Source organism: Pseudomonas oryzihabitans (assembly GCF_014522265.1).
GTDB lineage: Bacteria > Pseudomonadota > Gammaproteobacteria > Pseudomonadales > Pseudomonadaceae > Chryseomonas > Chryseomonas aestiva.
Genome location: NZ_CP017024.1, coordinates 860,759 through 873,483 on the forward strand (window position 1 = coordinate 860,759; position 12,725 = coordinate 873,483).

Consider the following 12,725-nt stretch of genomic DNA (forward strand, 5'->3'; position numbering starts at 1 on the left):
TCATCCTGCATGACCACAGCTTCTCCTCACCTCTTTCGCACCGGCCGTACCGGTAATCAGGCCAGCAAGCGGGGTGCCAACTCCTTGAGCGCCCGCCGATAGACCTCTCGCTTGAAGGTCACCACCTGGCCCAGTGGGTACCAGTAGCTTACCCAGCGCCAGCCATCGAATTCCGGCTTGCCCGTCACATCCATCCGCACCCGCTGCTCTTCCGCGGTCAGCCGCAGCAGAAACCACTTCTGCTTCTGGCCGATGCACAGCGGACGGCTGTGGGTGCGCACCATGCGCTGCGGCAGACGATAGCGCAACCAGCCCCGGGTACAGGCCAGGATGCGGACGTCATCGGGGCTCAGCCCCACCTCTTCGTTCAGCTCCCGGTACAGCGCCTCTTCGGGCGTTTCCCGATCATCTATCCCACCCTGGGGAACTGCCAGGCATCCTGATTGATGCGGCGGGCCCACAGTACTTGGCCGGCATCGTTGGCGAGAATGATGCCGACATTGGGGCGAAAACCATCAGCGTCGATCACGGCTGCCACCCTTGAAAAATGTCGTTGCCCGCATTGTTCCACAAAGCCCGACAGCCCAGCAATGCAAGCTCCGGACCGACTGGGGCGCGGCCGACCGGCGCAGGCGCCCGACAGCTGCCGCGACCTGCAAAAGCCCGCATTATGGTGGTCGCTAGCTGAACGTCGGCTTAAGGGCCGGCAAACGTCGCGCCTCAGCGAAAATGCCGTTGCACGGCCATGTAGAGGGCCAGTGCCAGACCGATCCAGCCGACCAGCCAGAAATAGTCGAGATAGCCCAGCACCTGGCTCTGGCGGGTGACCAGACTGGAGATCTGCGCCAGGGCGTTGTCGGCGCCGGTGGCTTGCCGATAGCGTTCGCCATAGGCCTGGTAGTTCTGCGCATAGGGATTGACCGCGGCGCTGAGCACCGCGGCGTGAAAGGCGTCGCGCCACTGCAGGAAGACGTTGGAGAGCACGATGCCCATGGGCATGACCAGTTGCTGGGTCATGTTCTTGATCTGGTAGGCCTGGCTGAAATAGGCCGGCTCGACGCGCATGAAGGTGTACATGATGATCACCGCGAAGGTGCCGATCAGGTAGGTGCCATGCATCATCAGCCCCGGGACCAGCTGCTGGTAGAGGGGCACGTCGGCGTGCTGGCGCACCATCCAGAAGCCGTAGCCGGCCAGCAGCAGATAGCCCGCCACCAGGTACTTGCGAAAGCCGCCCCAGGGAAAGCGCTCGCGCAGCCGCACCGAGGTGATCATCAGCAGCGGTGCCAGACCGCACAGCCAGCCCAGCGCCATGACGCCCCCGGCGGTATAGACCGGCAGTTGCAGGCCGTTGACCACGTACTGGGGGATGATGAAGTTGTAGGCGCCGAGCAGGAAGTAGTTGAGCATCATGAACAGCATGCCGGCGAGAAAGCCCGGGGTGATGGCGTGCTTGAAGTCCAGCGTCGGCCGCGCCAGGCCGCGCTCGTAGTAGACATAGAGTCCGAGGATGGCCGTTCCCAGCAGCAGCTCCAGGGCCAGCCACAGCCCGTCGCTGAAGAAGTCGAAGGCCAGGCGCTGGGTGGTGGTGGTCAGCAGCAGGCTGCCCACCGCCAGCAACACCATGGACAGCAGCGAAGGCGCTCCGGAATTCTGCAGCGGATGGGAGCGTCGCGGCAGCGACAGCCAGACGCACACCGCCACCAGCGCGCAGGCCAGCGCCGGCACCATGAAGATGGCGCGCCACTGATGACCTTCCAGCAATTCCGCGGTGGTGAAGGACGCGAGCGCACCACCCAGGGGCACGCCGGAGGCGAAGGCGCGGATCCCGGTCGGCAACTGCGGACCGGAGAAATACATCTGCACCAGTACCCGCGCCCCGGCAAAGAAGGTGGCGGCACCGGCGCCCATCAGTACTCGCCCGACGATGAAGGTCGGTAGATCGGTGGCCACCAGGCAGCACACCTGGCCGACCAGGTGGATGCCGACGGCGGTGAAGATCAGGTTGCGATAGCCCAGGCGCTGGGCGAACCACTGGTGCGGGGCGCTGGTGACGATGACCGCGGCGCTGTAGCAGGCCGTGGCCAGGGTGTAGCTGCGCGGGTCGATACCCAGGCCGCCGTAGACATAGCGGTTGGCCAGGGCGATTGACAGGTTGTCGAGAAAGTACACCAGCACCATCAGGGTGATGCTCAGCAGCAACAGGCCGCGGTGGTGAGGGCGATCGGTGTCGTCGGCGTACATGAAGACCCATGCTGGCACTAAGGGGGCCAGTCGTGGACCCTGCGTCCGGGCGGGGTTCAGAGACCGCGTTGTCGCAGCCTCCTTCAGGTGATACGGATCGCGTCCCGACTCAGCCGGGCAGCAGGGCCCGGACGTCGGCCAGGAGTTCGTCCGGCACCTCCACCCAGCCACGGGTGGTGTTACGAGTCCGTGCCTGATAGCGGCGCTGCGACGGCAGGCGGGCGCCCTGGGCCTCGATGCCGGCGAACAGCTGCTCGGCGCGCTGCTGATAGTCGGCTACCGCGGCGCCGAGAAAGCGCTGGGGATCGAAGGCCAGGATGAGTTCGCCGTGATAGGGCAACCCGCCCGCGCCGGCGTCGACCACGGAGGACTCCGGACTGGTGAGATCGCCGATCAGGGGACCGGCGAGCAATTCGATCATGGCCGACAGCGCCGAGCCCTTGTGGCCACCAAAGGTGAGCATGGCGCCCTCCTCCAGCACGGTGCGGGCATCGCTGCTGGGAGCACCCTCGGCATCCACCCCCCAGCCCTCGGGCAGGGCCTTGCCGGCGCGTCGATGCAATTCGATTTCGCCGCGGGCAACGGCGCTGGTGGCGAAGTCGAAGACGAAGGGCTGCCCTTCCGGCCGTGGCCAGCCGAAGGCGATGGGATTGGTACCGAACAGGGGACGACGCCCACCGGCCGGGGCGACATAGGCCTGGGTCGGATTGCAGGCCAAGGCCACCAGGCCCCTGGCGGTGAGGGCTTCCATCTCCACCCAGAGCGCCGAGAAGTGCACGCAGTTGTTGATCGCCAGGGCTGCCAGACCGCACTTGCGCGCCTTGGCTTCCAGCAGCGGCAGACCCGTATGAAAGGCCAGCGGCGAGAAGCCGCCCCCGGCATCGACCCGGACAATGGCCGGTGCCACCTCTTCGACGCGAGGCTCGGCATCTGCCACCACCTTGCCGGCCTTGAGCGTCTTGACGATGCCCAGGAGCCGATAGATGCCATGGGAGGCGCAGTCGTCACGCTGGCCGGCCACCATCATGGCGGCGATGGCCGCGCCCTGCGGCTGACTGAAGCCATGGGCCGCGAGCACCTCTTCGGCCAGGTGCTGCAGTTCTTCCGGGGTCATCTGGGCCATGGCGGCGCTCCGTCGGGAAAACCCCGACTATGCCGTAACCGGCCACGCCCCGCTCGCTCGACTTGGGACCGGTCGTGCCGATCCCGGCACAGTCAGCCTTGGTGGTAGCGCCCCGACAACTCGTGGACGGCTTCGATGAAGGCACCGGCATGGGCCGGATCCACCTCGGGGGTGATGCCATGGCCCAGGTTGAAGACGTGGCCGCTGCCCTGGCCGTAGCTTTCCAGGATGCGCCCAACCTCGGCGCGGATGGCCGACGGCTTGGCGTAGAGCACGCTGGGGTCCATGTTGCCTTGCAGGGCAACCTTGGCACCCACACGGCGGCGCGCTTCGCCGATGTCGCAGGTCCAGTCCAGGCCCAGGGCCTCGGCCCCGCTGTCGGCCAGGCTTTCCAGCCAGAGACCGCCATTCTTGGTGAAGAGGATCACCGGTACCTGGCGCCCTTCATGCTCGCGGATTAGCCCGGCGACGATCTTGCGCATGTAGGCCAGGGAAAATTCCTGGTAGGCCGCGGCGGACAGGTTGCCGCCCCAGGTATCGAAGATCTGCACCGCCTGGGCGCCGGCGCGGATCTGGCCGTTGAGGTAGGCGGTGACCGCCTGGGCCAGCTTGTCCAGCAGCAGGTGCAGGGCCTCGGGGGTGTCGTAGAGCATGGCCTTGGCCTTGCGGAAATCCTTGCTGGAGCCGCCTTCGATCATGTAGGTGGCGAGGGTCCAGGGGCTGCCGGAAAAGCCGATCAGGGGTACCCGGCCGTCCAGCGCCGTGCGGATGGTGCGCACGGCGTCCATCACATAGCCCAGGTCGGATTCGGCATCGGGGATCGGCAGCGCCTCGATGTCGGCAGGCGTGTCGATCACCTTGCGAAAGCGCGGCCCCTCGCCGGTCTCGAAATAGAGGCCCTGACCCATGGCGTCGGGATGGTGAGGATGTCGGAAAAGAGGATGGCGGCATCCAGCGGATAGCGCTCCAGCGGCTGCAGGGTCACCTCGCAGGCGAATTGTGGGTTCTTGCACAGACTCATGAAGTCCCCGGCGCGGGCCCGGCTGGCGCGGTACTCGGGCAGATAGCGCCCGGCCTGGCGCATCATCCACACCGGGGTGACGTCCACCGGCTGCTTGAGCAGGGCACGCAGGAAACGGTCGTTCTTCAGGGCAGTCATGGCGACATCCGGCAGCAAAAGTGCCGGCATTGTCGCAAAGCGGCTGGCAAAAGGCACGGCAGCGGGTCGTGCCTTTTGTCTATCGGGGCGATGGGGTGGCGGTTGTGACTGGCAAGGGATAGCCGCGTGGAAAACGCTGTGCGGTTTTCCACCCTACGCATCGGTGGCGGCGTGAAGCCGTAGGGTGGGTAACGGCGCGGCCTTACCCACCGTCGAGCCCAGCACATTACAGCCACCCTCGAGAGGACGGATTCAACGAGCTAATCGCGGCCATGCCGGTGCGCCGTAGCGACCGCTCCTACAAGAGCGTCATGCCAGGCAGGAGCGGTCGCATCGGCGAACCGCCATGGCCTCGATAATCTTTCAGCAACAAAAAAGCCGACCGGCTTCCACCGGTCGGCTCCTGTCCAGCGGCCTGGGCTCAGACGCCCAGGTAGTCGAGGATGCCCTCGGCGGCGTTGCGGCCTTCGAAGATGGCGGTCACCACCAGGTCGGAGCCACGCACCATGTCGCCACCGGCAAAGATCTTCGGATTGCTGGTCTGGTGCTTGAATTCGTGCAGCCCTGGCGCGACCACGCGCCCCTGGCTGTCGAGATCGATGCCGAACTGCTCGAACCAGGGCGCGGGACTCGGGCGGAAACCAAAGGCGATGACCACCGCATCGGCCGGCAGGATTTCCTCGGAACCGGGAATCGGCTCGGGACTGCGGCGACCACGGGCATCGGGCTCGCCCAGACGGGTCTCCACCACCTTGACGCCTTCCACCTTGTCTTCGCCGATGATGGCGATGGGCTGGCGGTTGAAGAGGAACTTCACGCCCTCTTCCTTGGCGTTCTTCACTTCCTTGCGCGAGCCCGGCATGTTGGCGGCGTCGCGGCGGTAGGCGCAGGTCACGCTCTTGGCGCCCTGGCGGATGGAGGTGCGGTTGCAGTCCATGGCGGTGTCACCACCGCCCAGGACCACCACGCGCTTGCCCTTCATGTCGACGAAGTCGGCCGCATCCTTTTCGAAACCCAGGTTGCGATTGACGTTGGCCACCAGGAAATCCAGGGCGTCGTGCACGCCGGGCAGATCTTCGCCGGGGAAGCCGCCCTTCATGTAGGTGTAGGTGCCCATGCCCAGGAAGACCGCATCGAATTCCTCGAGCAACTGGTCCATGGTCACGTCCTTGCCCACCTCGGTGTTGAGGCGGAATTCCACACCCATCCCGCCGAAGACCTCGCGGCGGCGGCTGAGCACGGTCTTTTCCAGCTTGAATTCGGGGATGCCGAAGGTCAGCAGGCCACCGATCTCGGGATGCTTGTCGAACACCACCGGGGTCACGCCGTTGCGTACCAGGATGTCGGCACAGCCCAGGCCGGCCGGACCGGCACCGATCACGGCGACGCGCTTGCCGGTCGGCTTGACCTTGGACATGTCCGGGCGCCAGCCCATGGCGAAGGCGGTGTCGGTGATGTATTTCTCCACCGAACCGATGGTCACCGCGCCGAAACCGTCATTGAGGGTACAGGCGCCCTCGCAGAGCCGATCCTGCGGGCAGACCCGGCCACAGACCTCGGGCAGGGTGTTGGTCTGGTGCGCCAGCTCCGCCGCCGCCAGGATGTTGCCTTCGGAGACCAGCTTGAGCCAGTTGGGAATGAAGTTGTGCACCGGGCACTTCCATTCGCAATAGGGGTTGCCGCAACCCAGGCAGCGGTGCGCCTGCTCGGCGGCCTGCTGGGGCTTGAAGGGATCGTGGATCTCGACGAATTCCTTCTTGCGCTGGCGCAGCAGCTTCTTCTTCGGATCCTTGCGACCGACCTCGATGAACTGGAAGTCGTTGTTCAGACGTTCAGCCATTTCCAAACCTCTTGAAGCGGCGCCCCTTCAGCAGGGCGCCACGAGCTATCACGGTGAAACCGGCGCCTTGCGGCGCCGGCATCGAAGTCGTTATTCCGGACGGGCGCGGGTGCTGACCAGCAGCGACGCCAGGCTGGCCGCCTTGGGCTTCACCAGCCAGAACTTGCGCAGGTAGTCGTCCAGATTCTCATGGAGATGGCTGCCCCAGGCACTGCCGGTCTCGCGCACGTATTCGGCCAGCACCCCTTCCAGGTGGCTGCGATAGGCTTCCATGGCCTCGCTGTTGATGCGCTGGATCTCCACCAGTTCGTGGTTGACCCGGTCATAGAAACCGTTGTCCAAGTCCAGCACATAGGCGAAGCCGCCGGTCATGCCCGAGCCGAAGTTGTAGCCGGTCTTGCCCAGCACGCAGACGAAGCCGCCGGTCATGTACTCGCAGCAGTGGTCGCCGGTGCCTTCCACCACCGTGTGGGCCCCGGAGTTGCGCACCCCGAAGCGCTCACCGGCGGTGCCGGCGGCGAACAGCTTGCCACCGGTGGCGCCATAGAGGCAGGTGTTGCCGATGATGGCCGATTCCTGGCTCTTGAAGCCCGCGCCCTGGGGCGGGGTGATGACCAGCTTGCCGCCGGTCATGCCCTTGCCCACATAGTCGTTGGCATCGCCTTCCAGATACATATGCAGGCCGCCGGCGTTCCAGACGCCGAAGCTCTGGCCAGCAGTGCCCTTGAAGCGGAAGGTCAGCGGCGCCTTGACCATGCCCTGGTTGCCGTGACGCCGGGCGATTTCACCGGAGACACGGGCACCGATGGAGCGGTCGCAGTTGCCGATGCTCAGGCTGAAGTCACCGCCTTCGAGCTTTTCGATCCCGGGCAGCGACAGGCGTACCATTTCCTCGGCCAGCAGGCCCTGGTCGAACGGCGGGTTCTTTTCCACCTGACAGTACTGCGGCTTCTCGGCCGGAATATGATCGCTACCCAACAGCGGGGTGAGATCCAGGTGCTGTTGCTTGGCGGTCTCGCCCGGCAGGATTTCCAGCAGATCGGTACGACCGATCAGCTCGCCCAGGCTGCGCACGCCCAGCCTGGCCAGCCACTCGCGGGTTTCCTCGGCGATAAAGGTGAAGAAATTCATCACCATCTCTACCGTACCGATGAAGTGTTCCTTGCGCAGGCGGTCGTTCTGGGTGGCGACGCCGGTGGCGCAGTTGTTCAGGTGGCAGATGCGCAGGTACTTGCAGCCCAGGGCGATCATCGGCGCAGTACCGAAGCCGAAGCTCTCGGCGCCGAGGATGGCCGCCTTGATCACGTCCAGGCCGGTCTTCAGACCGCCGTCGGTCTGCACCCGCACCTTGCCGCGCAGGTCGTTACCGCGCAGGGTCTGGTGCGCCTCGGCCAGGCCCAGTTCCCAGGGCGAACCGGCGTACTTGATGGAGGTCACCGGCGAAGCACCGGTGCCGCCGTCGTAGCCGGAGATGGTGATGAGGTCGGCATAGGCCTTGGCCACACCAGCCGCTACCGTCCCCACGCCGGGCTCGGACACCAGCTTGACCGATACCAGCGCCTTGGGGTTGACCTGCTTGAGGTCGAAGATCAGCTGCGACAGGTCTTCGATGGAATAGATGTCGTGGTGCGGCGGCGGCGAGATCAGGGTCACGCCGGGTACCGCATAGCGCAGCTTGGCGATCAGGCCGTTGACCTTGCCACCGGGCAGCTGGCCGCCCTCGCCCGGCTTGGCGCCCTGGGCCACCTTGATCTGCAGGACCTCGGCATTGACCAGGTACTCGGGGGTGACGCCAAAGCGGCCGGTGGCCACCTGCTTGATCTTGGAGCTCTTGATGGTGCCGTAGCGCGCCGGGTCCTCGCCGCCCTCACCGGAGTTGGAGCGCCCACCCAGGCGGTTCATGGCCTCGGCCAGGGCCTCGTGGGCCTCCGGCGAGAGAGCGCCCAGGGAGATGCCGGCCGCGTCGAAGCGGGTGAAGATGTTGGCCAGCGGCTCGATCTCGTCCAGCGCCAGGGGCTGGTCGCTGGTCTTGACCTTGAGCAGGTCGCGGATCATGGCCACCGGACGCTGGTCCACCAGCGCGGTGTATTCGCGGAACTTGGCGTAGTCGCCCTGTTGCACGGCGGCCTGCAGCAGATTGACCACGTCCGGGTTGTAGGCGTGGTACTCGCCGCCATAGACGAACTTGAGCAGGCCACCCGGCTGGATCGGCTTGCGGTTGTTCCAGGCCTCGCCGGCCAGCAGCTTCTGCTCGGCTTCCAGGTCGACGAAGCGCGCGCCCTTGATGCGGCTGGTGACCCCGGGGAAGCAGAGGTCGGTGACCTCGTCCGCCAGGCCCACGGCCTCGAACAGCTGGGCGCCGCGATAGGAGGCGACGGTGGAGATGCCCATCTTGGAGATCACCTTGAGCAGGCCCTTGGTGATGCCCTTGCGGTAGTACTTGAACACCTCGTAGAGATCGCCCAGCACCTCGCCGGTGCGGATCAGGTCGCCCAGCACCTCGTAGGCCAGGAACGGATAGACCGCGGTGGCGCCAAAGCCCAGCAGCACGGCGAAGTGGTGCGGATCGCGGGCGGTGGCGGTCTCCACCAGGATGTTGCTGCTGGTGCGCAGCCCCAGGTTGACCAGGTGATGGTGCACGGCGCCGGTGGCCAGCACCGCGTGTACCGGCAGCTTGCCCGGCTCGATGTGGCGGTCGGTCAGCACCAGCAGCACCTTGCCGGCGCGCACGGCCTCCTCGGCCTGCTCGACGATGTTGCGCAAGGCCGCCTCGAGGCCCATGGACTCGGGGTAGTTGAGGTCGATCTTGACATGCTCGAAGCCGGGCTTGGGCATGTTGAGGATGGTCCGCCACTTGGCCGGCGAGACCACCGGACTGCTCAGGATGGCGCGATCGGCGTGCTCGGCGGTTTCCTCGAAGACATTGCGCTCGGCGCCCAGGCAGGTCTCCAAGGACATGACGATGGACTCGCGCAGCGGGTCGATCGGCGGGTTGGTGACCTGGGCGAATTGCTGGCGGAAATAGTCGTAGGGGGAACGGATGCGCCGCGACAGCACCGCCATCGGGGTGTCGTCGCCCATGGAGCCCACGGCTTCCTGGCCCTGCTCGCCCAGCGGGCGCAGCACCTGATCACGCTCCTCGAAGGTGACCTGGAACATCTTCATGTACTGGCGCAGCTGATCTTGGTCGTAGAAGGCCGAACCGTGATCGTTGTCGTCCAGGGTCGCCTGGATGCGCATGGCGTTCTTGCGCAGCCACTGCTTGTACGGATGACGCGCCTTGAGGCGATTGTCGATGTCGTCGGTCTGCAGCACCTCGCCGGTCTCGGTGTCCACGGCGAGGATCTGGCCCGGGCCGACCCGACCCTTGGCGATGACGTCGTCGGGCTGGTAGTTCCAGACGCCGACTTCCGAGGCCAGGGTGATGTAACCGTTCTTGGTGGTCACCCAGCGCGCCGGGCGCAGGCCGTTGCGGTCGAGCAGGCAGACCGCGTAACGACCCTCGGTCAGGACCACGCCGGCCGGACCGTCCCAGGGCTCCATGTGCATGGAGTTGAATTCGTAGAAGGCGCGCAGATCGGCGTCCATGGTCTCGACGTTCTGCCAGGCCGGCGGAATGATCATGCGCACGGCGCGGAACAGATCCATGCCGCCGGTCACCAGCAGTTCCAGCATGTTGTCCATGCTGGAGGAGTCGGAACCGACGCGGTTGACCAGCGGACCGAGCTGATCGAGATCCGGGATCAGTTCGTTGACGAACTTGGTCCGCCGCGCCTGGGCCCAGTTGCGGTTGCCGGTGATGGTGTTGATCTCGCCGTTGTGGGCGAGATAGCGGAAGGGCTGCGCCAGCGGCCACTTCGGCAGGGTGTTGGTGGAGAAGCGCTGGTGGAAGACGCAGATGGCGGTGGCCAGACGCGGATCGCCGAGGTCCGGATAGAAGGCGGCGAGATCCGCCGGCATCATCAGGCCCTTGTAGACGATGACCCGGGACGACAGGCTGCAGATGTAGTGCTCGGCGTCCTCGGCGTTGCGCACCGAGGAACGGCGGCGGGCGGAGAACAGCTTGACGCCGAACTGCTGGTCGTCGAGACCCGGACCGGCGACGAACACCTGCTCGATGCGCGGCAGGCGGGCCAGGGCCAATTCACCCAGCACCAAGGTGTCGATGGGCACCTTGCGCCAGCCGACCAGGGTCAGGCCGGCGGCCTCGATCTCCAGGTTCATGTTGGCACGGGCCCGTTCGGCACGGGCCTCGTCCTGGTTGAAGAACACCACGCCGGCAGCGTACTGCTCGGGCAATTCGGCACCGAACTGCTCCTGGGCGATGGCGCGCAGGAAGGCGTCCGGCTTCTGCATGAGCAGACCGCAACCGTCACCGGTCTTGCCGTCCGCGTTGATACCGCCCCGGTGGGTCATGCAGGTCAGGGCTTCAATGGCCGTTTCCAGCAGGTCGTGGCTGGGCTCGCCCTGCATATGGGCGATCAGGCCGAAGCCGCAGTTGTCCTTGAAGCTATCGGGATTGAACAGGCCTGCTTTCATAGCGCTCTCACCGGCAATCAGGTTATTGCGAAGGCATCACAAAACGGTCCGCTTATTTGAACTTTTTTCGGACAGTCAAAGGCTGACCAGTGTAGCGAAAAAATCGCTTACGACAAACACTGATGACACCTGATGAAAATTTGGTGACGCAAAAAAGAAAGCCCCGGCATCACGCTCGTGATAGCGCCGGGGCTTTATTTGCATTTCAGGCAAGAATCAGCGACTGGTGGCGATGTCCTGCTGGATGCTGGCGAAGGTCCGCGGCCAGGGTTTGCTGGCCTGCACCTTGGCCGGCAGCTGCTTGACCGCCGCTTCCGCCGCCGCCCGATTGGCGAAGTTGCCGTAGGTCACCACATAGAGCGCCTTGCCCTGGTAGCTCTTCTTGAAATAGCGGAAGTTGCCACTGTCGGACTGGCCGGCGATGAAGTCCTGCGCGGCCTTTTCGGTGCTGGTGCCCACCACCTGCAAGGCGTATTTGCTACCGGACTGGCTGCCGTACCAGCCCGCCGCGGCACTGCCGGCGTGGGCAGGCGCCGCCGTCGGGGCCGGCTTGGCCGGTGCCGGCGCGGCGGTAGGCGCAGGCGCGGTATGCCGGGGCGCCGGGGCAGCCACTGCCGGCGCACTGGGCGCTGGCGTGCGTGCCGGTGTCCGGCTGGGCAGTTCGTCTTCGTCACTGACCGGCGGGGCCTCGGTGGTCACGGTCGGCGGCACGCCGCCAGCGCCCATGTCGTTACCGGCCGCGGTACCCGCCTGCCGGCCACCAGCCGCTTCCGCCAGGGGTTCACGGATGACCGGCTGCGACTCACCCACCAGCGGCAGGGGCAGCGGCTTGGAAGAGCCGTCGAACTGGATGGGCGCCCCTTGGGCGTCCTTGCCGGCAGAGGCGGTGTTCTGGCCACCCATGGGCAGGTCCTGTCCGGCCGTGCCGGTGGCCGGGGCCTCGCTCTTGCCGCCCTTCAGCGACAGCGCCGCGGCGCCGACTGCCAGCACCACCACCCCGAGAATGACCAGGTGCTTGCGCGGCAGCGCCGCCAGCAGATTGCGCGAGCCCTTCGCCGGTGCGGCGGCCTTCTTGCGCCGGGCGCTCATGCCCGCCACCAGGACATCCCGGGCTTCTTCGTTGAGCCGACCGGGCCAGCCGCCGGAGCGCTGGTGGATGGTCGCGAGTTGCTCGTCGGTAAAGATCTCCAGGCCCTGGCCGGCACCCTCCAGGCGCTGGGCCAGATATTCCTCGGCCTCGCTCTCGCTGTAGGGCAGCAACTCGATGGCGTGATAGCGCTCTTCGCCCTGGGCGATGTCTTCCAGGCGCATCACCACTTCCGCTTCGCCGAACAGGAAGACGTGCAGGCGCTCCTTTTCGCCGCCACCGGCCAGTTCCAGCAGGGCTTCCAGCGCGGGGGTGGCCAGCGCCTCGGCGTCATCCACCAGGATGTAGACCTCCTGCCCCGCCAGGCGCACTTCCGCCGCCTGCGCGAGAATGGCCGCCGGCGTCTGGCTGTCGGCGCCCACGCCCTTGGCGACCTGGGCCAGCACGGTACGGGCGTCGCCGCCGTTCTGCGCGGAAATCACCACGCAGTGCACGGCCTCCTTCTTGGTACTGGCCGCCAGCGCCTGGCGCAGCAGCGTCTTGCCACTGCCCTCAGGGCCGCTGACCACCAGCAGCAGCTGGCTGTAGCGGGCCAGATGATGCAACTGGCCCAGCACCGGCTTGCGCTGCGCCGGAAAGAATTTGAAACCGGGAACGCGGGCGGCGAACGGGTCGTGAGTGAACTGATAGTGACCGAGGAAGGCTTCGTCGGCGTGCAGATTGGACATGGGAC

5 protein-coding genes and 2 pseudogenes are annotated in these 12,725 nt (G+C 66.0%); all 7 read right to left on the reverse strand.

Annotated elements, in window-relative coordinates; all coding sequences use genetic code 11:
• Window positions 1-56: 56 nt before the first annotated feature.
• The 7 genes and pseudogenes from BGI51_RS04005 to BGI51_RS04035 all read right to left on the reverse strand — a co-directional run bounded on the left by BGI51_RS04005 (window position 57) and on the right by BGI51_RS04035 (window position 12,720).
• Window positions 57-529: pseudogene (locus BGI51_RS04005) on the reverse strand (RNA pyrophosphohydrolase).
• Between the two features lie 191 nt (window positions 530-720).
• A complete protein-coding gene (locus tag BGI51_RS04010; protein WP_187980373.1) occupies window positions 721-2,244 on the reverse strand; it encodes an MFS transporter in 1,524 nt (507 codons plus the stop codon).
• Window positions 2,245-2,353: 109 nt separating this feature from the next.
• Entirely contained in the window at window positions 2,354-3,367 is a 1,014-nt protein-coding gene (locus tag BGI51_RS04015) for an Ldh family oxidoreductase (RefSeq protein WP_187980374.1), read from the reverse strand.
• Window positions 3,368-3,459: 92 nt separating this feature from the next.
• Window positions 3,460-4,526, reverse strand: a pseudogene (hemE, locus tag BGI51_RS04020) (uroporphyrinogen decarboxylase).
• Window positions 4,527-4,947: 421 nt separating this feature from the next.
• Window positions 4,948-6,366: an FAD-dependent oxidoreductase gene (locus BGI51_RS04025; protein WP_133861485.1), complete on the reverse strand. Its 1,419-nt coding sequence runs from the start codon at window positions 6,364-6,366 to the stop codon at window positions 4,948-4,950.
• 90 nt (window positions 6,367-6,456) lie between these two features.
• Window positions 6,457-10,905, reverse strand: a complete 4,449-nt coding sequence (gene gltB, locus BGI51_RS04030) for a glutamate synthase large subunit (RefSeq protein ID WP_187980375.1) — start codon at window positions 10,903-10,905, stop codon at window positions 6,457-6,459.
• A gap of 216 nt (window positions 10,906-11,121) precedes the next feature.
• Complete coding sequence (locus BGI51_RS04035) at window positions 11,122-12,720, reverse strand: AAA family ATPase (protein WP_187980376.1); 1,599 nt, start codon at window positions 12,718-12,720, stop codon at window positions 11,122-11,124.
• Between the last annotated feature and the right edge of the window lie 5 nt (window positions 12,721-12,725).